The 22,179-nt window shown below is 45.8% G+C and carries 21 protein-coding genes and 1 pseudogene; 19 read left to right on the top strand and 3 right to left on the bottom strand.

Features of this window, described 5'->3' with window-relative positions:
• Positions 1-37: 37 nt before the first annotated feature.
• The 10 genes and pseudogenes from ICN26_RS10035 to cysM form a co-directional block, all read left to right on the top strand.
• Positions 38-334, top strand: a pseudogene (locus ICN26_RS10035) (integration host factor subunit beta); the annotation flags it as partial.
• 108 nt (positions 335-442) lie between these two features.
• The gene (lapB, locus tag ICN26_RS10030) at positions 443-1,654 is read left to right on the top strand and encodes a lipopolysaccharide assembly protein LapB (protein WP_216268251.1); all 1,212 of its coding nucleotides are present in this window, start codon (positions 443-445) and stop codon (positions 1,652-1,654) included.
• Positions 1,655-1,700: 46 nt separating this feature from the next.
• Positions 1,701-3,065, top strand: coding sequence for a UDP-glucose dehydrogenase family protein (locus ICN26_RS10025; protein WP_216268250.1), 1,365 nt, complete (start codon positions 1,701-1,703; stop codon positions 3,063-3,065).
• A gap of 39 nt (positions 3,066-3,104) precedes the next feature.
• On the top strand, positions 3,105-4,034 hold the full coding sequence (gene rfaE1 / locus ICN26_RS10020) for a D-glycero-beta-D-manno-heptose-7-phosphate kinase (protein WP_216268249.1): 930 nt from the start codon (positions 3,105-3,107) through the stop codon (positions 4,032-4,034).
• Positions 4,031-5,059 carry an ADP-glyceromanno-heptose 6-epimerase gene (gene rfaD, locus ICN26_RS10015; protein WP_216268248.1) on the top strand — a complete coding sequence of 343 codons (1,029 nt, stop codon included), beginning with the start codon at positions 4,031-4,033 and terminating at the stop codon, positions 5,057-5,059. The genes rfaE1 and rfaD overlap by 4 nt, the downstream gene beginning before the upstream one ends.
• 114 nt (positions 5,060-5,173) lie before the next feature.
• Positions 5,174-8,344: a CHAT domain-containing protein gene (locus ICN26_RS10010; RefSeq protein ID WP_216268247.1), complete on the top strand. Its 3,171-nt coding sequence runs from the start codon at positions 5,174-5,176 to the stop codon at positions 8,342-8,344.
• Positions 8,345-8,395: 51 nt separating this feature from the next.
• Positions 8,396-8,830: a hypothetical protein gene (locus ICN26_RS10005; protein ID WP_216268246.1), complete on the top strand. Its 435-nt coding sequence runs from the start codon at positions 8,396-8,398 to the stop codon at positions 8,828-8,830.
• Positions 8,827-9,618 carry a hypothetical protein gene (locus tag ICN26_RS10000; protein ID WP_216268245.1) on the top strand — a complete coding sequence of 264 codons (792 nt, stop codon included), beginning with the start codon at positions 8,827-8,829 and terminating at the stop codon, positions 9,616-9,618. Before ICN26_RS10005 ends, ICN26_RS10000 begins: the two co-directional genes overlap by 4 nt.
• 123 nt (positions 9,619-9,741) lie before the next feature.
• Positions 9,742-10,137 (top strand): ComEA family DNA-binding protein, encoded by a 396-nt coding sequence (locus ICN26_RS09995; RefSeq protein WP_216268244.1) that lies wholly within the window; start codon positions 9,742-9,744, stop codon positions 10,135-10,137.
• 41 nt (positions 10,138-10,178) lie between these two features.
• Positions 10,179-11,090 carry a cysteine synthase CysM gene (gene cysM / locus ICN26_RS09990; protein ID WP_216268243.1) on the top strand — a complete coding sequence of 304 codons (912 nt, stop codon included), beginning with the start codon at positions 10,179-10,181 and terminating at the stop codon, positions 11,088-11,090.
• An 18-nt stretch (positions 11,091-11,108) separates the two neighbouring features.
• Here cysM and ICN26_RS09985 read toward each other — a convergent pair whose 3' ends face one another.
• On the bottom strand, positions 11,109-12,377 hold the full coding sequence (locus ICN26_RS09985; protein ID WP_216268242.1) for a lytic murein transglycosylase: 1,269 nt from the start codon (positions 12,375-12,377) through the stop codon (positions 11,109-11,111).
• Positions 12,378-12,460: 83 nt separating this feature from the next.
• Here ICN26_RS09985 and ICN26_RS09980 point away from each other — a divergent pair, with 83 nt between their 5' ends.
• The 5 genes from ICN26_RS09980 to ICN26_RS09960 are packed head-to-tail and all read left to right on the top strand — an operon-like array spanning position 12,461 to position 18,641.
• Entirely contained in the window at positions 12,461-13,381 is a 921-nt protein-coding gene (locus ICN26_RS09980; RefSeq protein ID WP_216268241.1) for a histone deacetylase family protein, read from the top strand.
• 24 nt (positions 13,382-13,405) lie between these two features.
• Positions 13,406-15,058, top strand: coding sequence for an acyl-CoA synthetase (locus ICN26_RS09975; protein WP_216268240.1), 1,653 nt, complete (start codon positions 13,406-13,408; stop codon positions 15,056-15,058).
• A 57-nt stretch (positions 15,059-15,115) separates the two neighbouring features.
• Positions 15,116-15,865 carry an electron transfer flavoprotein subunit beta/FixA family protein gene (locus ICN26_RS09970; protein ID WP_216268239.1) on the top strand — a complete coding sequence of 250 codons (750 nt, stop codon included), beginning with the start codon at positions 15,116-15,118 and terminating at the stop codon, positions 15,863-15,865.
• On the top strand, positions 15,866-16,801 hold the full coding sequence (locus ICN26_RS09965; protein ID WP_216268238.1) for an electron transfer flavoprotein subunit alpha/FixB family protein: 936 nt from the start codon (positions 15,866-15,868) through the stop codon (positions 16,799-16,801).
• A 52-nt stretch (positions 16,802-16,853) separates the two neighbouring features.
• The gene (locus ICN26_RS09960) at positions 16,854-18,641 is read left to right on the top strand and encodes an acyl-CoA dehydrogenase (RefSeq protein WP_216268237.1); all 1,788 of its coding nucleotides are present in this window, start codon (positions 16,854-16,856) and stop codon (positions 18,639-18,641) included.
• A gap of 55 nt (positions 18,642-18,696) precedes the next feature.
• Here the strand turns inward: ICN26_RS09960 and ICN26_RS09955 are convergent, their stop codons facing one another.
• Complete coding sequence (locus ICN26_RS09955) at positions 18,697-19,143, bottom strand: hypothetical protein (protein ID WP_216268236.1); 447 nt, start codon at positions 19,141-19,143, stop codon at positions 18,697-18,699.
• 42 nt (positions 19,144-19,185) lie between these two features.
• On the bottom strand, positions 19,186-19,710 hold the full coding sequence (locus ICN26_RS09950; RefSeq protein ID WP_216860408.1) for an META domain-containing protein: 525 nt from the start codon (positions 19,708-19,710) through the stop codon (positions 19,186-19,188).
• 252 nt (positions 19,711-19,962) lie between these two features.
• On the opposite strand from ICN26_RS09950, the gene rpsP reads away from it, so the two are divergent.
• From rpsP to rplS, 4 genes are all read left to right on the top strand, one after another.
• Positions 19,963-20,208, top strand: a complete 246-nt coding sequence (gene rpsP, locus ICN26_RS09945; RefSeq protein ID WP_011902362.1) for a 30S ribosomal protein S16 — start codon at positions 19,963-19,965, stop codon at positions 20,206-20,208.
• A gap of 93 nt (positions 20,209-20,301) precedes the next feature.
• Positions 20,302-20,865 carry a ribosome maturation factor RimM gene (gene rimM, locus ICN26_RS09940; protein WP_216268235.1) on the top strand — a complete coding sequence of 188 codons (564 nt, stop codon included), beginning with the start codon at positions 20,302-20,304 and terminating at the stop codon, positions 20,863-20,865.
• A 24-nt stretch (positions 20,866-20,889) separates the two neighbouring features.
• Positions 20,890-21,636, top strand: coding sequence for a tRNA (guanosine(37)-N1)-methyltransferase TrmD (gene trmD / locus ICN26_RS09935; RefSeq protein ID WP_216268464.1), 747 nt, complete (start codon positions 20,890-20,892; stop codon positions 21,634-21,636).
• A gap of 126 nt (positions 21,637-21,762) precedes the next feature.
• Complete coding sequence (gene rplS / locus ICN26_RS09930; protein WP_216268234.1) at positions 21,763-22,161, top strand: 50S ribosomal protein L19; 399 nt, start codon at positions 21,763-21,765, stop codon at positions 22,159-22,161.
• Positions 22,162-22,179 lie beyond the last annotated feature (18 nt).

Below are 22,179 nucleotides of genomic sequence, written 5' to 3'. Positions count from 1 at the left end.
TTTCCATTAGGAGAGCGGCGGTTTTTTATTGATAGATATGTCAGATCAAGAGCAACACGCAATTACTCGTTCCGAGCTCGTGGAGAGTTTGGCGGAACAGTTTCCCCAGCTGCTACCAAGAGATGTAGAGCTGGCTGTAAAAACTTTACTGGATACCATGACTCACGCTTTGGCCGAAGGCAAGCGGATTGAGTTGCGCGGTGTTGGTAGCTTCGTATTGCACCACCGTCCTGCGCGCACTGGTCGTAACCCAAAATCTGGTGAGAAAGTATTGATCCCAGAAAAGCGTGTGCCCCATTTCAAGCCAGGTAAAGAATTACGTGAGCGTGTTGATTACAAGCCTCTGAAGCAGGTGAACCCTAAAGAGGGTTCTGGTGCCTAGTCACATAGTGCATATCCAGTGGTCCATTCGGACCATTTTTTTATTTAAGTTCTGCATAGTATGATTCAGATCGCTACCTCTTGGTTGTTATTAATACCAGTCATGTTTGGCATTGGTTGGTTAGCTAGCCGCTGGGATTTGCGCCTTGAAAATCGCATGGATGAGCTTGAGCGGATGCGTCAGCAGCGCTCAACCTTTAAAGGCTTGAGTCTCTTATTAAATGAGCAGCCTGATCAGGCAATTGAAACTTTGGTTAAGATCGCTCAGCTTGATCCTGAAACAATCGACCTTCACTTTGCTTTAGGTAATTTATTCCGTCGCCGTGGCGAAACTGAGCGTGCAATTCGAGTTCACCAGCATCTAGCTAATCGCGATGACTTAAAGCCGCGTGATCGAGACCATGCTGCCTATGAATTAGGTCGCGATTTTCTACGTGCTGGTCTGTTAGATCGCGCTGAAGCATCATTAAATCGCGTGGGTGAAGGCAAGTTTGCTGCTCCAGCAAAAGAGAGTTTGCTGGAGATGTACCAAATTGAGCGTGATTGGAAAAAAGCCATTATTGCTGCAAGTGAGCTGGAAGCTTTACAAGGAAAATCACATCACACCGAGATCGCACATTTTCATTGTGAGCTGGGTCAAGAAGCATTGCGTCGTAAAGATTTGCCGGCGGTTGAGCAGTCTGTTCAGTCGGCATTGCAAGCGGTTCCGCATCACGCACGCGCACTTATTCTGCAGGGTGATTATTTTATAGCCATGGATCGCCCAGCCCAGGCAATCGAGGTTTGGGCTGTGATCGCTAAAATGCATCCTGCCTACATGCACTTACTGGCGGATCGTTGGATGGCTGCGCACGCAGCGATTGATAAGGCGGATTTAGGATTGAGCGCGCTTTGTGAGCTACTCAAAACCCAAGCCTCTGGTGAGTTGCTCGATATTGTGCAAAAACATATGACCCAAATTCGTGGGCCACAAGCTACTGAGGTGATGCTAGTAGAGGTGATGCAGCATTCACCAAGTTTGAGTGCCCTCTCAAAATTGGCGCAAACACGTTTGGCATTAGCTGAGAGTAATGGCACCCCAGAGCGAGTTTCTGATTTACAGGCAACATTGAGTTTATTAAAGCAGCGTACAACCAGTTTGGCTCGCTATACCTGTGGTAACTGTGGTTTCCGTGCGAGACGTTTTTACTGGCAGTGCCCAGGTTGTAATCATTGGGAGGCATACTCCCCAAGACGCAGTGAGGGGGCTGTTCCTAGCGGCCCTTCGATGTAATCTGAGTGGCAATTACTAATTAAATACTGAATTATTTGGAGCAATCTTGAAAGTTACCATCATTGGAAGTGGATATGTTGGACTTGTTACCGGCGCTTGCTTAGCAGAGCAGGGTAATAACGTTTTTTGTGTTGACGTAGATCCTAAAAAGATTGAGATTCTCAATTCTGGTGGCGTGCCTATTTATGAGCCAGGCTTAAAAGAGATGATTGAGCGCAATCGCGCTGCTGGCCGCTTACAGTTTTCTACTGACATTGCTGCCTCGGTTGCCCATGGCGATATTCAATTTATTGCTGTAGGCACCCCTCCTGATGAAGATGGCTCTGCTGATTTGCAGTACGTTGTAGCAGCCGCTCGCAACATTGGTGGTCATATGAGCACTCCTAAAGTTATCGTCGATAAGTCGACTGTGCCGGTGGGAACTGCTGATAAGGTGTCAGCTGCCATTACCGAAGAGCTCAATAAAAGAGGTCTCTCACCAGAGCTTTGTTCAGTAGTTTCTAACCCGGAGTTCCTCAAAGAAGGCGCAGCCGTAGAAGACTTCATGCGCCCAGATCGAATTGTGATCGGTACGCAAAATACCCCAGCAGGTCTGCGTGCTAAAGAGCAAATGCGCAAACTCTATGCCCCATTTAATCGCCACCATGAGCGCACTTATTACATGGATGTAAAAAGTGCTGAGCTGACTAAATATGCCGCTAATGCAATGCTAGCTACCCGCATCTCTTTTATGAATGAGTTAGCCAATCTGGCTGACTTAGTGGGTGCTGATATTGAAGCAGTTCGCCAGGGTATTGGTTCAGACTCCCGTATTGGTTATGGCTTTTTGTACTCCGGTACTGGATATGGCGGATCTTGCTTTCCAAAAGACGTTTCTGCCCTTTCAAAGACTGCTATTGAGCATGGACGTGATCTCAAGATCTTAGATGCTGTCGAAGCGGTGAACGAAGCTCAAAAATACATCCTAGTAGAAAAGATTGAAAAACGTTTTGGCAAGAATCTAGCTGGCAAGAAGTTTGCTATGTGGGGCTTGGCATTTAAGCCCAATACTGACGATATGCGTGAAGCACCTAGCCGGGTGATCATTACTGAGCTCGTTAAGCGGGGCGCCCAAGTAGTAGCTCATGACCCAGTAGCTATGCCCGAAGCCCAGCATTGCCTCGAATTAGACTTTAAAGGTAACCCAGAAGGTCTCAAACAAGTAAGTTTGGTTGATGACCCGTTGGCAGCAACCCAAGATGCGGATGCCTTAGTGATCGTGACGGAGTGGAAAGTATTCCGCAGCCCTGATTTTGATCTTCTGAAAGCCAAGCTGAAGAACCCCATTATCTTTGATGGCCGCAATCTATATGAGCCCCAAGCTATGCAAGAATTAGGCATTGAGTACCAGGGTATTGGTCGTCATAATTAATAACAAGTACAGAAATCCATAAGAGAGATTAGTTACATCGTGGAAAAAGCTAACCGAGAACAATTTTCTAAAGCCCGCTTGTTGGTAGTGGGTGACGTCATGCTTGATCGCTATTGGTTTGGTGATACGAATCGGATTTCTCCTGAGGCGCCAGTACCAGTTGTTCAAGTAGGCAAGGTTGATGAGCGTTTAGGTGGCGCTGCCAACGTGGCTCGTAACGTTGCAGCTCTTGGTGCTAAAACAACGATCTTGGGTGTAATCGGCGATGATGAGCCAGGACGACGCGTTACTGATCTCCTGAAATCCAGTGGCGTTGATAGTCAATTAGAAGTTGATGGCAAAGTGCCAACAACTGTGAAGTTACGAGTTATCGCAAGACAGCAGCAGTTGATACGTTTGGACTTTGAAGAGGCTCCTAGCGAGTCAGCACTCGCTCATAAGTTAGAGCGCTATGAAAAGCTCGTAGGCGATGCTGATGTAGTCATTTTGTCTGACTACGGTAAAGGCGCCCTAGGTCAGGTAGCCTTGATGATTGAGCAGGCGCGTGCTCAAAAGAAAATGATTCTCGTTGACCCTAAAGGTGATGACTATGCTAAATATCGTGGCGCCACTGTACTTACTCCAAACCGTAGCGAGCTCCGCCAAGTCGTGGGTCAATGGACTAGTGAAGAAGATCTCACCAAGAGAGCACAAGATCTCAGAAAGTCATTAAACCTTGAAGCCTTATTGCTGACCCGCTCAGAAGAGGGTATGAGCTTATTCACTGAGGCAGGCGTTAGTCACGTTAAAGCGCAGGCGCGCGAAGTATTTGATGTGTCAGGTGCGGGTGATACTGTTATAGGCACGTTAGCAGTAGCATTAGCTGCTGGCTGGCCACTCGAAAGAGCGATGGCTTTAGCTAATCGGGCTGGTGGTATTGTGGTTGGTAAGCTGGGTACAGCTACCGTTACTTCTGAGGAATTGCAATGACCATTATCGTGACCGGCGCGGCTGGTTTTATTGGCGCCAATATTGTTCAGGCGCTCAATGCGCGAGGCGAGAAAAATATTATTGCGGTCGATGATTTACGTCCCGCTGATAAGTATCGCAATCTAGCAGATCTAGACATCATTGATTACCTAGATAAAGACGAGTTTCTGCAGGCATTTAGAAGCGGTCGCTTTGGCAAGGTGAGGGCGGTGTTCCATGAAGGAGCATGCTCCGATACGATGGAAACTGATGGCATCTTCATGATGGCGAATAATTTCCGTTACACCATGGATTTGCTCGATATCTGCACAGAACAAAAAGTGCAATTACTTTATGCCTCCTCTGCGGCAACCTATGGTGGCTCTGATGTATTTATAGAGAGTCGCGAGCATGAGAAGCCATTAAATATTTATGGCTACTCCAAGTTCCTATTTGATCAAGTGATGCGTAAGCGGTTTGCTGAAAAAGCTAATGCTGCGCAAGTAGTTGGCTTTAGATATTTTAACGTCTATGGTCCTCGTGAGTCACACAAGGGTCGCATGGCTTCAGTAGCATTCCACCAGTATCACCAGTACAAAGCTAATGGCAAGGTAAAGCTTTTTGGTGAATATGGTGGTTATGCTGCTGGTGAACAAAGTCGTGATTTTGTATCAGTAGAAGATGTAGTGAAAGTAAATCTCTATTTCTTAGACCATCCAGAAATCAGCGGTATCTTTAATCTCGGCAGTGGCCGTGCGCAACCATTTAATGATGTTGCTCATGCAGTTGCTAATGCAATGCGCAAAATTGATAATGCCAATCCTGCTAGCCTAGAAGAGTTGGTCAAAGAAAAAGCGATTGAGTACATCCCATTCCCAGATGCACTCAAAGGTAAGTACCAGTGCTTTACGCAAGCAGATTTAACCAAGCTGCGCGCAGCTGGATACTCAGAACCCTTCCTCAATGTGGAGCAGGGTGTCAGTCGTTATATTGCCTGGTTATCGGCTAATGTAGATTTCTTGGCAAGCCCATTGGCAAACAATTGATCAAGAAATAAAGACTTATTTTGTAGTCCTTAAGTCTAACTACCAAGCTGAGAGCACATCTTCTCCTTAAGTTTTTGAGCTACCATATTACTTATAAAAACTAAGATAGTTCCTATGCGTAAACTCTCATTTTTTTCCGCACTTATTCTATTTGCAGGTATTTTATTGGTGCCATCCATAGCTTTTCCTGTGCCTAATAAGGATGAGCTTGACGTTGATGTACAAAATATCAAGGCACCACCAAGAGATATTAAAGATATTCTCAAGTTAGTAGAGCAAACTAAGCCAGATTTAGAGATAGTTGAGCGTGCAAAAAAAGTAGTAGCAACACCATCGCCTTCATCGCAGGACAACGAAGTATTGAATCATTTTTATACAAGGCGTGCAGCAGCATTCGAAGATCTTGGTAATACAGTTGAAGCATTAAAAGCTATGGATATAGCAGTCAATAAGTACCCTTCTACCAACCCAAGAATGCATCTGAGTGATTTAATTAATTTAAGCACGCTTGAAAATTCTGTTGGGAAGCAGTCTACAGCCATAGCTCAAATTCAAAAAGCTCAAGCCTATCAGTTATCTTCTGTTCCGAATTCAATTGGCATCCAAGTGACTATGGGAAGGCTATTGACTACATATTACGTTAACTCCGGAAATTTTGAAGCTGCGAAAAAATCTCTTGATGCAACAGAGAGCTCTCTAAATATTTTAAGAAGATCACGCGGTTATTCTACAAATGGACCATTCTGGGAGTCTGGATACGAGAGTGCTCGTGGTATCTACTTTTCCGGGCAAGGCCAATGGCTAGAGAGTGAGAGATCGCTGAGAAAAACACTTCATTTGCTGGAGACTCAGTATGAGAAAGTAAAGAATAGTGCCAATAAAGTGGATGTAGTGGGAGAGGAAACTCGATCTACTGCTGATTCATCAAATAACCCCCGAGTTTATGTAACTCAAATTTCAAATAGAGAGTTAAATTTAGCTAATGTCTTGTTGAGACAGCGAAAATTAGTTGATGCTGAGTTCTACGCTCGAAAATCTATTACTCTTTCTCTTTCAAGCTTTGGCTCTAATTCAATTGAGGTGGCGCGCGGTCTTAGAAGTCTTGCTGTCATTGTGAATGAGCAGGGAAGGTATGCTGAAGCCGTTCTTTTATCAAGGGCTGCATTAACTACTATTAAGGCAGCTGGAGCATCAGGTGCAAACAGTACACTTGCTTCAACGCAGAGATCGCTGGGCACTGCTTTAGTAGCAGATGGTAAGTATGCAGAGGCAAATCAAGTTTTTGAAGAAATGGCTTCTGCAATTAAATCTGACCCTGAGATGGCAAAAAGTTATCGGTTTGGGGACTTGGATTGGGTATTGGCAATGCTCAAGACCGGGAAGTCTAGTCAAGCCCTCGAAATGACCAGCGAGATGCTTAAAAAGCTTGAGACATCCTCTGATAAAAATTCACCACGCTTAGCAATGTTAAAGGCATTTGAAGCTGCAAGTTTGCAGGCCGAAAATAAATGGATAGAGGCAGATTCTGCTTATAAGACATCCATTCCCATCTTGATTGATCAAGCGCGAAACGATGCTGAGAATGACACAACGAGCATTAAGCAGCAACAACGAATGACATTTCTTTTGGAGAGTTACTTGGCGTCTTTAGCATACACTGCTAAAACTGACCCTGGTCAAGCTCCATTAGCTGCGGCACAGGCTTTCCAGATTGCCGACATTGCAAGGGGTAGTGGAGTTCAGAGGGCGCTTACCGCCAGTGCTGCTCGAGCTAGCATTAAAGACCCTCAGCTAGCAAGCCTTGCAAGGCAGGAGCAGGATTTACAAAGACGAATTAATACACTCTCAGAGCTATTGACTGGACTGCGCTCAGCTTCGCCAGACCAACAGTTACCTGCAGTGCAAGCAAAAATTCGTACCGATATTGAAGTGTTTAAATCTCAGCGCGAATCCCTTAAAAAAGAAATCGAGAAAAAATTTCCTGAATATGCCGAGCTAGTTGAGCCAAAGCCTGCATCAATTGAGCGGACTCAACGCCTTTTAAAATCTGATGAAGTTCTAGTCTCTTGGTATTTTGCGGAAAATGTTGGGTATGTGTGGGCAATAAGTAAACAAGGAGCCCCACAATTTTCCCAATTGGCGATTGGTCGAAAGCAAATGGCAAAACAAGTCGCTCAACTGCGTAAGGCCCTTGACCCTGGTGTATCAACAATCGACGAGATTCCTCCTTTTGATGTCGCATTGGCTTACAAACTTTATCAAGAGATTCTGGCTCCGGTGGAGCCAGGCTTCAAGGGCAAAAAAGTCATGTTGGTTGTGCCTCATGCCGAGCTTGGCCAGTTACCAATATCGCTATTGGTAACTCAACCCACCACTCAGCCCTCTAAGGGTGGGGCGATTGCATTTGCTGGATATAAATCTGTCCCATGGCTTACAAGAGATATTGCAGTGGCTCAGGTACCCTCTGTAACGGCATTAACGGCACTCCGTAGTCTGCCAGAGGGTAATCCTAATCGAAAGAATTTTATTGGTTTCGGCGATCCTTACTTTAGCGGCGCTCAAGAAAAAAGTGCCCAAAAAAGTATTAGCACGCAGTTGGCTACACGAGGAATACCTTTGAAATTGAGAAGTGCGCCAAAGACTATGGGTGTAAGTTCTGCAGAGTTAGCGTTACTTCCGCGTTTACCTGACACCAGCTTGGAGATTGAGGAAATTGGAAAAGTGGTTGGGGCCCAACCAGGCGATATCTTTTTACATAAGCAGGCTAGCGTAAAGCAGGTAACCTCCATGGACTTATCTGACCGTAAGGTAGTTATGTTTTCAACCCATGGCTTGGTACCCGGAGAGCTTAATGGGCTCACTCAGCCAGCGCTTGCCTTGTCATCTCCCGAAGTGACAGGAGACCAAGATGATGGTTTACTAACTATGGATAAGGTTCTTGCCCTTAAGTTAGATGCCGATTGGGTGGTGTTGTCAGCATGTAATACAGCTGCCGGTGAGGGATCGGGATCTGAAGCGGTATCCGGCCTGGGTAGAGCATTCTTTTTTGCTGGGGCTAAAGCTTTGTTGGTTTCTAATTGGCCTGTAGATTCACTAGCCTCCCGCCAGTTGATGACAGACTTATTTAAACGTCAGCAGCAAAACCAAGGGCTTACAAAATCAGAAGCTTTGCGACAAGCAATGCTTAATCAAGTCGACCAAGGCGGTATGAAAGAGGGTAATACGATGAAATACTCTTATGCGCACCCCTTATTTTGGGCACCTTTCGCAGTGGTTGGGGATTGATTTAATATCCATCAAATCACTTTTAACTAATTTTTTTATTTTGGAATGATGATGAAGCTTACTCAAATCTTATTTTTAACTAGTCTCATGATCGCAACTTCATGGGTCAGTGCAGCACCTTTAATTAGTGCAAAAGAGGCTGCTTTACCAGCAGCGTCTGGAGCGTTGGCTACGCGTGGGATTTCACGGGGTCCATCAGTGAAGCTAGTTTCTCCGGAGGCTGATACTCCAATTAGCTCGCCACTTGATTTCAAGGTCAACTTTGAAGCGCGCGGTGAAGGCAAGATTGATCCATCTTCAGTCAAGGTCGTTTATATGAAATCCCCCTTTGTGGATTTAACGCCAAGATTAAAAAATTCTATTAGCGCATCGGGTATTGATTTTTCAAAAGCAGATGTACCTTCCGGCTCTCACATGATCCGCGTAACGGTAAAAGATACTGATGGTCGAGAGACAAATACCGTTTTCACTCTAGTCGTTAAATGATGAATTGCCCATACTGCCTCTCTGAAGTTGCTGAAGAGGCATCAGTCTGTAAGGTCTGTACTCGTGATCTTTATCTGTTCAAGCCCATGATGGCCAAGGTAGCAGAGCTCGAGAGACGCCTTGAGGAGATTCCGAATCAAGATGCCTATGAGCATCGCATTGCAGAATTGCAATTATTGTTAGATGAACAAGTGCAACAACAGGTTGAGCCAAGAGGCCTTGCATTATCGATGCTGGACATTGTTATATATATCGGCATTCCTCTTGCACTCCTATTGGCTGCACATGGATTGATCTCAATTGTTTACGACACTAAGCCCCTGTACTTAAGATTGATCTCGATCATCCTGCCTTTACCTTTTGGATATTTCTTATTTAAAAGCGCCACTCGCAAATTATTTCCCTGGTTTATGGGAGTAGTATTTTTAGCAATTGCTTCTGTCATTGGCATGAGCTGGATGACTTCTTTAGTGGATGGGTCTCCAATTTGGCCTCAAAATACATTTGAATGGCGGGAGGTTTTGGAGTATTCCGCAAGTATCGCCTTTAGTTTCTTAACAGGGATGCTTCTCGGTGGGGTCGCTTACGCGAGCAAACAAAGACATTTACGAAAAGCATCGATCAATCCCTTTCTTAAAGCGGTTGTTACAGGCCTGGGTGAGGGGCAAATTTCGCCATCGAGTTTGCATGGTCTGATGAAGAAGTTACAGGAATACGGTGGAACTATTGTTGCGCTTGGGACCACTGCTGTATCGATTTATACTGGCCTAAAGGGCATCATTGGTTAAGTAAGTATTTCCTGATTTAGTTGTCCTCCGCGTAATTTGGTCAACAGTCGAAAGCCTCATTCGTTATATCTAATCCACTTGCACTTTGTGTAGGTGGATTTTTTGTTAACTGATGGAGATTAAATGAATCAATTATTAAAGTCTTTAGTATTTTCAGTATTTGTAGCTGTCTCAGGTTTAGCTGCCGCCTCACCAATCAATGTCAATACGGCAACCCAGTCTGAATTAGAAAGTATCAAAGGAATTGGACCATCTAAGGCAAAAACAATCATTGCCGAACGTTTAGATGGAGGGCATTTTCAGGATGCCAATGACCTGCAAAAACGGGTTCGAGGTATTGGTATGAAATCTGTGGAAAAAATGGTGGATAACGGCTTAACTATTGAGGCGCCAAGTTCTTTTCGTGAGCCGAACGGTCGGACCACCAAGGAGGGTTCCGGCACTAGTAGACGCGGTTCGCGCAATCAAGGCAACTCTCGCTCTAATCCAGAGCGTGCGACGCCAAATCGCCGAAATTAAACCCTTTTACGTCTAGCCTGGCTTATGGCTAAAATGGTTTCATGAACACACCTTCTTACTTAACTATTTCACAGACCGTGGGGAATACACCCCTGGTTCGTTTGCAACGCATTCCGGGTGCTGAAAACGATTCCAAAAATAATCTGATCTTAGGAAAGTTGGAGGGTAATAATCCAGCGGGGTCGGTAAAAGACCGACCTGCGCTGTCGATGATCCTACGTGCACAAGAGCGTGGCGAAATTAAACCTGGCGATACTCTGATTGAAGCTACCAGCGGCAACACTGGGATTGCTTTAGCGATGACTGCCGCAATGTTGGGCTACAAGATGGTCTTGGTAATGCCTGAAAACCAGAGCATTGAACGCCGTCAAAGTATGGCTGCCTATGGAGCAGAACTCATTCTGACAGCAGCTTCTGGTGGCATGGAATTTGCGCGTGACTATGCATCACAATTGCAGAAGGAAGGCCGTGGCAGATTATTGGATCAATTTGCGAATCTGGATAATCCACGTGCTCATATCGAAACAACTGGACCAGAAATCTGGCGCGATACCGATGGCCATGTGACGCACTTCGTTTCATCGATGGGCACTACTGGAACCATTACCGGAGTCTCTACTTATTTAAAAACCATGAATCCCAATATCCAGATTATTGGCGCTCAACCCGAAGAGGGTTCGCAGATTCCAGGTATTCGTAAATGGGCTCCAGAGTACCTGCCTAAGATTTACCAGGGCGATAAGGTTGATCGTATTGAGTATGTAAGCCAAGCAGATGCTGAAGAGATGGCTCGTCGACTTGCGGCTGAAGAGGGTATCTTCTGCGGCATTTCTGCTGGCGGTGCTTTAGTGGTTGCCTTGCGAATTGCTCGCCAGGTTGAAAACGCTACGATTGTCTTTATCGTTTGCGACCGTGGTGATCGCTATCTATCTACTGGGGTTTTTCCAGCGTAAGACATTTAAACTTCAGCATTAAGTCTGCTTCTGCTTTTTCTTATTGGCAGTTTTCTTGGACTTCGATTTAGCTGATTCACTCCCCTTTGCTTCAGACTTTGCTTTAGGTGTTCTGACCGGCACTACACTTTGATTCTTGTAACCCAAGGCCTCTGCAAACTCTGCAACACTCTGTGCATAAAAGTAACTGCGGTTGTATTGCACAATCGTCAGGAAATTATTTAAGCCAACCACATAGCGCACCTGATCGTTATCATCTTTATCGGGATAAGGAAGGTCAACAATGAGAGCCTTGCTTTGTGGCTCAACACCACCAGACTGAAGGTCACCTTGCTCATTGGTGAGAATGCCTTTTGTGATGAGTTCTTGAATAGTGTATTTCAGTTGAGGCTCACCATCAGCCAGGAGTCTTGCATCGCCGATCGCTGCTTCTTGTATAGGGAAATAGATCGGCATACCGGGCTGCCAGCCATGCTTTTTCATAAAGTTGGCAACGCTGGCAATGGCGTCTTTGGGACTTTGCTTAAGGTCAATGCGTCCATCTCCATCTCCATCCACTGCAAAGTTACGGATACTGCCAGGCATAAATTGCGGTAAACCAATGGCACCTGCATAGGAGCTGTTTTGGTTAAGGCAGGCATTAAAACGTGCCGAGTTCAACCCTTGGCTGCCATTCATCGCAGGGAGGCTTCCACCGCTCTCAGTCCAGCACATGAGGATGAGTTCTTGAAGCTGATCTTTAAATAGTTGCCCTCTACTCGCCTTATTGGGGGTGTCGGGATAGCTGAAGGCTAGCGTAGAAAGTACATCCTTGACTCGAAAATTTCCAGTTTGACGGCCATAGATGGTTTCAATTCCAATAATGGACACAATAACTTCAGATGGAACGCCAGTTTCTTGCTCAACTTGACTCAGGAATGCTTGATTTTGCTCCCAAAAAGCCTTGCCAGCCTTCAGGCGAACTGGCTCAATAAAGCGCTTGCGATAGGCCACCCAATTCTTTTTGAAGTTGCCCGACGGGGGTAATACCAATTTGCGTATGGACGGAATTGTTTTAGCATCTATGAAGCCTGATTCAAGGCTGGCTTGAGGAATTCCCTGGCTTTGGGCAATATGAACGATTAACTGATTCAGGTTTTCGCTAAAACGGGCTTCTGTTGCCGCATCCTCAGACTGGTTTACGATAGCTTCTGTAGGACTAGCTTGCTGAATAGGGGCGCTAGTGCAGGCGCCAAGTAGTAGCACTACTAACAGTGTTGAAGCAAGATAGGAAACACGAAAATTCATGGATATGAGGATGGATTTTTGAAGAGTTGGCAGGTTTAATTAGATTGTAAAAACTACAGTTTTGCTATTGAGGATTTCTAGTAATGACAACAGGATACATAACTCACCCCGATTTTCTAAAACATGAGATGGGTAGCCATCATCCCGAGTGTCCGGAGCGCATTCAGGCAATCAATGATCAGTTAATTCGGAGTGGCATCGATCGCTTTCTGCAGCATCTAGATGCCCCCTTGGCAACTGAAGAGCAGCTAGAGTTGGTTCATACCCCAGATCACATTGCCTTTGTTAAAGAGCGCTCACCAGCGAGCGGTTACTTCATGCTTGATGGTGACACCATTATGAACCCCCATACTTGGAGCGCTGCGCTACGTGCAGCCGGCGCCGCTATTGCGGGTGTTGATGCGGTGATGAAGGGTGAGGTGGAAAATGTGTTTTGTGCGGTTCGACCTCCGGGACATCATGCAGAGCCAACCCGCTCAATGGGATTTTGTGTTTTTGATAACGTTGCCGTAGCAGCGCGATATGCAATGGAAACATATGACATTGAACGGGTGGCCATCATCGATTTTGATGTGCATCACGGTAATGGGACAGAAGCGGCTTTTTTTAATGATCCTAATGTACTTATGTGTAGTTTCTTCCAGCATCCGTTTTATCCCTACAGCGGCTTAGATAGAGCAAGCAACATGGTGAATGTACCGCTTCCAGCATCTACGCGTGGTGATGTGGTGCGCTCAATAGTGGAAGAGCAATGGCTACCACGTCTTCGGGATTTTGAACCTGAGCTCATCATTATTTCTGCGGGTTTTGATGCTCACCGTGAAGATGACTTGGGTCAGATGGGTTTAGTAGAAGATGATTATGCTTGGATTACTAAGCAGTTAAAAGGCGTCGCCAACCAATACGCCCAAGGCCGTATCGTCAGCTGCCTAGAGGGTGGTTACAACCTTTCTGCTTTGGGTCGTAGCGTGGTTGCGCACGTCAAAGCACTTGCTGATATTTAATTGAAGTTAGATTCCAGGGAACGCATGGCTAATATTTTTGAGCAGGGTTTAGAACGTAATCCTGCAAACTTCACTCCGATTACCCCGTTATTATTTCTTGAGCGAACTGCCGAAGTGTATCCAGATCGCTTGGCAATCATTCACGGCAAATTACGTCAGACCTGGAGTCAGACTTATGAGCGTTGCCGACGCTTAGCAAGCGCCTTGCAAAAGCATGGCATTGGCTTAGGTGATACGGTAGCGGTCATGCTGCCAAATACACCACCAATGGTTGAGGTGCATTTCGGAATTCCGATGTCTGGTGCGGTATTGAATGCTTTAAATACGCGTCTTGATCCTGAGTCAATTGCTTTTATGCTTAATCATGGTGAAGCAAAAGTCGTAATCATAGATCCCGAGTTTTCGGGGGTGATGAAAAAAGCCCTTGAGATAGTCAAGAAAGAAAGCGGTCGTGAGTTTTTAGTGATTAATGTCGAGGAAAAAGAGTTTGATGTCCCTGGTGAAAAGCTCGGCAAACTCACTTATGAAAAGCTTTTATCTGAAGGCGATCCTCAATTCGACTGGCAAGTCCCTGCAGACGAATGGCAGGCCATTTGTTTGAACTACACCTCAGGCACTACCGGTAATCCAAAGGGAGTGGTTTATCACCATCGCGGCGCAGCGATCAATGCCATCTCGAATATTTTGGACTGGGATATCAGTAAACACCCTACCTACCTCTGGACGCTCCCAATGTTCCACTGTAATGGCTGGTGCTTTCCATGGACGGTAGCGGCGCGCGCTGGCATTAATGTATGTTTACGTCGCGTGGATGCGCAACATATATTTGCCGCTATTAAAGATCATGGTGTCACTCATTACTGCGCCGCTCCAATTGTGCACAACCTATTGGTTAATGCCCCGGACGAATTAAAAGAAGGTGTGCCAGTAGGCGTAAAGGGCTTAATCGCTGGCGCTGCACCTCCTGCATCCATTATTGAAGGGATGGAAAATCTGGGGTTTGATTTAACGCATGTCTATGGATTAACGGAGACCTACGGACCGGCAGCGGTATGCGTCAAGCAGGATGAATGGAATGATCTTGACATTGGTGAGAGGGCTCGACTTAATGCTCGCCAAGGTGTTCGCTATCACTTGCAACAAGCGATTGCCGTTCTGAATCCCGAAACTCTCGAACCTGTTCCTGCTGATGGTGAGACTATGGGCGAGATTATGTTTAAGGGTAATATTGCCATGAAGGGCTACCTTAAAAATGAGAAGGCAAGCAAAGAGGCTTTTGAGGGTGGCTGGTTTCATTCGGGTGATTTGGCGGTGATGAATCCCGATGGCTATGTGAAGATGAAGGACCGTAGTAAAGACATCATCATCTCCGGTGGAGAAAACATCTCCTCTGTAGAGCTTGAAGATGTTCTTTATCGCCACCCAGCTGTCATGGCTGCAGCAGTAGTCGCAAAGCCAGACCCTAAGTGGGGGGAGACGCCTTGTGCCTTCCTGGAAATTAAGCCGGGAATAGAAGTCACGCCAGCTGAGATCATTGCGCATTGCAAGCAGCATCTTGCTGGTTATAAGGTGCCAAGAGCCATTGTGTTTTGTGAGCTACCCAAGACTTCTACTGGCAAGATTCAGAAGTTTGAACTTCGCAAACAGGCGGGTTCGGCTTCAGCAATCGATGTCTAGCTCTAATTGGAGCTAGGCGGATAAAATAGAGAAGTTACTCAAAAATAGAGATCCAGCATGAAAATCTTAGTGGCGGTAAAGCGGGTTGTTGATTACAACGTCAAAATTCGGGTCAAATCAGACAACTCCGGTGTCGATCTAGCAAACGTCAAAATGAGTATGAATCCATTTGATGAGATCGCAGTAGAAGAAGCGGTTCGATTAAAAGAGGCTGGTGTTGCTACTGAGATAGTTGTGGTTTCTGCTGGCCCCACTCAATGTCAAGAAACCTTGCGTACTGCCTTAGCAATTGGCGCAGATCGCGCGATCTTGGTAGAGACCGATACTGAATTACAACCCCTAGCTGTGGCAAAAATTCTTAAAGCGCTTTCTGAGAAAGAGCAAGCGCAGATTATCATCTTGGGTAAGCAGGCGATTGATGACGATAGCAATCAGACGGGGCAGATGCTAGCAAGCTTAATGGATATTCCACAAGCAACTTTTGCCTCCAAAGTAGTAGTTGCTGATGGTAAAGCGAATGTGACTCGTGAGGTAGATGGCGGCTTGGAAACAATTGCGATTACTTTGCCTGCAGTCATTACTACTGACTTGCGTTTGAATGAGCCACGTTATGTGACTTTGCCAAATATCATGAAAGCCAAAAAGAAGACCTTGGAAATTGTGAAGCCAGAAGAACTTGGTCTTGACATTGCTCCACGCCTCAATACTCTCAAAGTAGAGGAGCCACCAAAGCGCTCTGCTGGAGTGATGGTGGCTGATGTGGCAGCTTTAGTAGATAAACTTAAAAATGAAGCGAAGGTGATTTAAATGGCCGCACTCGTTATTGCTGAACACGACAATCAATCCTTAAAGGCAGCTACGCTCAATGCGGTAGCAGCTGCTTTGCAGTGCTCCCCGGAGGTAGACGTGTTGGTAGCCGGTAGTGGTGTCGATGCCGCTACTTCTGCTGCAACAAAAATTGCAGGAGTGCGTAAGGTCATTCAGGTAGATGCAGCATCTTTAGCAGATCAGCTCGCCGAACCCTTGGCCGCTCAAATTTTATCTATTGCTAATAGCTATAGTCATATTCTGGCACCAGCAACTGCCAATGGTAAGAATGTCTTGCCACGCGTTGCTGCTAAGTTAGATGTAGCGCAATTATCAGATGTCACCAAGGTTGTCTCACCCGATACCTTTGAGCGCCCAATTTATGCGGGCAATGCGATTGCTACCGTGCAATCTGCTGACCCAGTTAAGGTCATTACGGTTCGCACAACCGGTTTTGATCCTGTTGCCGCAAGTGGTGGATCCGCTGCAGTAGAAAAGCAAGCTGCTACCGAGTTCTCCAGTAGTTCTTCTTTTGTGGGCCGTGAACTCACGAAATCAGATCGTCCTGAACTGACTGCTGCAAAAATAATCGTGTCTGGTGGTCGTGGTTTAGGTTCTGGTGAGAAGTATCAAGAAATTATTGCGCCCTTGGCCGATAAGCTCGGTGCTGCTCTGGGTGCCTCACGCGCTGCAGTCGATGCGGGTTATGTTCCAAACGATTATCAAGTAGGTCAGACCGGTAAGATCGTGGCTCCGCAGCTATATGTTGCCGTCGGTATCTCTGGTGCGATTCAGCATTTAGCGGGCATGAAGGACTCTAAGGTGATCGTAGCGATTAATAAAGATCCTGAGGCGCCAATCTTTAGTGTTGCTGATTATGGTTTAGTTGCAGACCTTAATACCGCCGTCCCCGAATTAACTAACTTACTTGCTTAAGGCATTGAAGAGGCCTCTTTAACTGCCTTCACCCCGATCTATAGGAACACCTATGCCTTATGTAGCCCCAGTAAAAGATATGCTATTTGTGATGAACGAACTAGCGGGGCTATCTGAAGTTGTTTCCTATCCTTCTTATGCTGAGGCCGGCGCTGATGTAGATTTAGCCTCGGCGATTTTGGAAGAGTCTGCTAAATTTAATCAAGATGTTGTAGCGCCTCTCAATTGGCCTAGCGATCAAAATCCTAGCTCACTAAAGAATGGTGTGGTCACTACTACCCCAGGCTTTAAAGAGGCTTTTGAGCAATTTGGTGCAGCAGGTTGGCAGGGTGTTGTGCACCCCGTAGATTTTGGTGGTCAAGGTTTACCAAAGCTTATTGCCACGGCATGCTTTGAGATGGTTCATTCGGCTAGCCTGTCTTTTGCTTTGTGCCCCATGCTGACTGATGGTGCGATTGAGGCTTTATTGACTGCAGCAAGTCCTGAGTTGCAAGAGCGCTATGTGCCCAAGATGATTTCTGGGGAATGGACTGGTTCCATGTGCCTCACAGAGCCTCAGGCAGGCTCCGACCTATCGATGGTGCGTTCTCGCGCTGTACCTGAAGCCGCTGGCACATATAAAATTTTTGGCACCAAGATCTACATCACCTATGGTGAGCACGACATGGCGAAAAATATCGTTCATCTCGTGCTGGCTAGAATGCCAGATGCACCAGAAGGCGTGAAAGGTATTTCCTTATTTGTAGTACCGAAGTTTTTAGTAAATACAGATGGCTCGCTTCGTGAGCGTAATGATGTGCACTGCGTCTCGATTGAGCACAAGCTGGGCATTAAGGCCAGCCCAACTGCAGTCTTACAGTTTGGCGATCACGGTGGCGCAACTGGCTACCTGGTAGGCGAAGAAAATCGTGGCTTGGAATACATGTTCGTCATGATGAATGCTGCCCGCTTTGCGGTCGGTATGCAGGGTATTGCAGTTGCAGAGCGAGCATATCAAAAAGCAGTGCAGTACGCTAAAGACCGAGTTCAGAGTCGTGATCTAGCTGGCTCCCCAGGCCCTGTAGCAATTATTCATCAGCCTGACGTGAAGCGGATGTTGATGACTATGCGCGGCTATATTGAGGCATCTAGAGCCTTAGCGTATTACGCGGCAGCTGCTTATGATGCGCAACATGCATCCCCTGATGAAATAGCTCGCAAGCAGAATCAAGCGGTATATGAATTCTTGGTACCGATTGTGAAAGGCTTTTCAACTGAGATATCGATCGATGTTGCGAGTTTGGGCATTCAAGTACACGGTGGTATGGGCTTTATTGAGGAGACGGGCGCAGCACAACATTATCGTGATGCTCGTATCCTGACCATCTATGAAGGCACTACAGCTATTCAGGCAAATGATTTAATTGGTAGAAAAACAGTGCGTGATGGTGGTGCAACTGCGAAGCTGTTCTCGGAGAGAGTCCAGCAAACTGAAAAAGATTTAGCAAGTAGCGGCAGCGCAGATGCAAAGGCGGTATTGAAGCAGTTAACTTCAGCGCGAGAAGCGTTTGATGCTTCGGTAGATTACATTGTGGCGAATGCTAAAACAGACATCAAGGCAGTATATGCAGGTAGTTTTGCGTACTTGAGATTATGTGGCTTGGTATTGGGAGCGTGGCAAATGGCACGTGCTTTATTGGCTGCACAAGAGTTGTGTGCAGGAGACCCGAATTTCTATGATGCCAAGATTTCTACTGCACGATTCTTTGCAGAAAATCTATTGCCACAATCTCAAGCTCTCGCCACCTCGATCTTAGAGAGTGGACAATCTACTAATGCGCTGACAGCGGAGCAGTTTTAAGCTTTAAATAACTATTGTTGCCTATCAATAGTTGCCCATTTAAAAGCTATCCTCATTACTGGGATAGCTTTCTTGCTTCCTGAAGTTGGGAGATGAAAAATTGTTCAAATGCAATTGCCAAGAAGGTCATCATCACACCAGCACCTAAGACCAAAGAAAAGATGACAGTTAGTACGACTGGCCAACCAGACTGAGTTGCTCTGCTAGGCTCTAAACCTGGATTAAATTGAGCATCCCACTTTTCATCAGCACGTAAGCCATAAGTGATAGTAGTTAACCAACTGGCTTCAAGGGTGATGAAGCCGAAAGTGATGAGTACCCAACCCGGCGCAGAGTGGAATTGCGTATCTTTAAGAATTAACCAACCAGCGATTCCGCCGATAAAAGAGAATAGTTGTGCCCAGCCCCAGAAGGATTTCAATCCTTGTAAATAAAAACAGTTCAGGCCAGTTCCGGGAAAAAATATTCCAAGGGAGCAGAACAGGAGTTTGTATTTTTTCATTCAGACTTTCAGTGATGAGTTATTGCAATGGCGAACCATTTTTTATTTCGATGAATTATTTTTTTGCATGAAACTTAAAACTTCGCGATCCGCGCCAATCATCAGGAGTTGGTCGCCGTTACGCACAATCGAGCGGTAATCATTTAATTCGTAAAGGAAATCATTTTCTAATTCCATGCGTTGGGGTGCGCAGGCCATTTTTGTACTAGCGATTTGATCTAGCGTAAAGCCTCTGGCATCTTCGGTAATGCGCGCAGTAAAGCGATTGCAGCCGGTAGATCCACTGATCCTCTCACCGTTGGCGTCAAAGATGATTTGGATAGGGTTGCTATTGTCACCCTGAGGAATTTGTCGGGCACGCACCTCTCCTTTGCTGTTCGGTGCGAGATTCCATCGAACAAGCTCCCATTTGGTGTTGCGAAACTCACTGCTCGGAGGGCTGGTTTTGGCGGTGCAGGGTGGGATGACATTAGCGCAGGCCGTCAAAAAACCTAAACTGAGGAAAGAAAGGATGTGAAAAAAGCGCTCTATAGGGCCTTTGGCTGGTCTAAAAATGGCTATTCTCATGACAAAATTTCTGTAAGCTATTGTTTTTAATAATAATTTTATAATTCACTGGATACCATTCTACTGGTGAAGCTCAAGGGGCGTTCGCTTAAATAGGTGGATCAAGTAGGGGTTTTCGTCTAGAATATGAGGTTTTCCGCTATACCGTGCATTTGTTTCGTTAATTTGCGCTTTAGTTGGAGCCCAAGATTTTGTAGTAATTTCATTGGGTTGTAATCAACCTGTTTTCATTTTAGATTTTAAGGAATAAGTATGGTCGTCATTCGACTGGCACGCGGCGGTTCAAAGAAGCGCCCTTTTTATAGCATCGTGGCTACAGACAAGCGCAATCGTCGCGACTCGAACTTTATCGAGCGTATTGGTTACTTCAATCCACAGGCAGCAGCGACAGAGCAAGCAATGCGTATTGCTCAAGATCGTTTGACCTATTGGACTGGTGTTGGCGCGCAGATCTCTCCAACTGTAGTTCGTTTAATCAAAAACAATCCTGCGGTTTAAAGCCTTCAAATCCAAAGACTTTCTCTTTTCGATGAAGTCTTTGGTAGCAGAATTTACTGGTAGTGATATTTGGGGATTTGAGGTGGCTTCAACATGAATACACCCTCCCTCAATGATTTGATTGAGCTCGGTGCAGTCCAAGACGCTCAAGGCTTACAGGGTCAGATTAAGGTTCGCCCTCATTCTTTAGATCCAGTGGCTCTCTTATCTAGCAAAGAACTTTGGTTATCCCTCATTCCGCGTCGGAGTGCTGGTGTTGCTGCATCTCATGAACAAGCCTCATTAACTTTATATAAAGTGAAGCAGGCTAAGATGCATAGCGGTACTGTAGTGATTGCCTTGGATGGTATTTCTGACCGCAATCAGGCCGAAGCCTTAAAGGGCGCTCGCATCTTAGTTGCGCGTGAGGTATTTCCCAAGACGGATGGCGATAGTTATTACTGGGTTGACCTAATCGGTTGTAAGGCAATTAATCTCCAGGGAGAGAGTCTGGGTGAGGTGATTGAAGTTAACGATAACGGCGCTCATGGAATCATTGCACTTGGAGATGAGCAAACCAAAACAGTAAAACAGTTAGTACCTTTTGTAAAAGAAGCGGTGCAAAATGTTGACTTGCCCAATAGACTGATTACCCTAGACTGGCAACCCGACTGGTAATCAGAAAAGTCATTGATCTCCCATATGCGCTTTGATGTACTCACCTTATTCCCTGAAATGTTCTCTGCTTTAACGCAGCGGGGTATCACTGGACGTGCCTGCGAACAAGGTCTTGCCAATATCCATCTTTGGAATCCTCGAGATTATTGCTCTGACCCTCGTAAGACTGTGGATGATCGAGCATATGGTGGTGGCCCTGGCATGGTCATGATGGTAAAGCCTTTGGAAGATACGATATCTGCTGTTAAAGCGGCTCACCACTCTCAAAATGTCGTTTCTGGCCCAATCTGTCTTCTTGCCCCACAAGGAGAGGTCTTTTCTCAGAAAATGGCGACAGACATTCTGAACTATGGCAATTTAACTTTTATTTGCGGTCGATATGAGGCGGTTGACCAGCGGTTCATTGATCGAAACGTGGATTTACAGCTTTCAATGGGTGATTTTGTAGTTTCTGGCGGGGAATTGCCCGCTATGACCATGATGGATGCGGTCATTCGCCTCATTCCAGGCGCTCTAGGGGATGGCGAATCTGCTGTTCAGGATAGCTTTATCAATGGTCTTTTGGACTATCCGCACTACACCCGCCCTGAAATATATGAAAATTTATCTGTTCCAGACGTGCTTTTAGGCGGACATCACGCTAAAATAGCGGATTGGCGTCGGCAAAAGTCTTTAGAGCTGACGCTAAGGCTCAGACCTGATTTAATTAAATCAGCAAGAGCTAATGGGTTGCTAAGTAAAGAAGATGAGCAATTTCTTCGAACGCTGTAAGTAATTATGGTTTTGAATGAAGTGTTTGTGTTTTGATTTAGTGAAATGGTTTTAACTACATCCTCTGTCTGGTCCGTTGATGAAAGTCTCGGGATTAAACGCTGACAAGATGTTTAAGGATTAATAATGAATTTGATCGAAAAAATTGAGCAAGAAGAAATTGCTCGCTTAAGTGTTAACAAAGTGCTTCCTGCTTTCGCTCCTGGCGACACAGTCGTTGTTGGTGTAAACGTAGTTGAAGGTACTCGTAAGCGTACCCAGGCCTTTGAAGGCGTTGTGATTGCTAAGCGCAATCGCGGACTGAATTCTAGCTTTATCGTTCGCAAGATTTCATCTGGCGAAGGTGTAGAGCGTACATTCCAAACTTACTCACCATTGATCGCTAGCATTGAAGTGAAGCGTCGCGGTGATGTACGTCGCGCGAAGTTGTACTACTTGCGTGATCGTTCAGGTAAGTCTGCACGTATTAAAGAAAAACTTCCTGCTCGCAAAGTCAAGGCAGTTGCTGATACAGCAGCGGAATAAGGTTTGCTTTAATCCAAA

It is taken from the genome of Polynucleobacter hallstattensis (assembly GCF_018881835.1).
GTDB lineage: Bacteria > Pseudomonadota > Gammaproteobacteria > Burkholderiales > Burkholderiaceae > Polynucleobacter > Polynucleobacter hallstattensis.
Note: the sequence above shows the minus strand (reverse complement) of the source record. Positions and strands in the feature narration are given on the sequence as shown.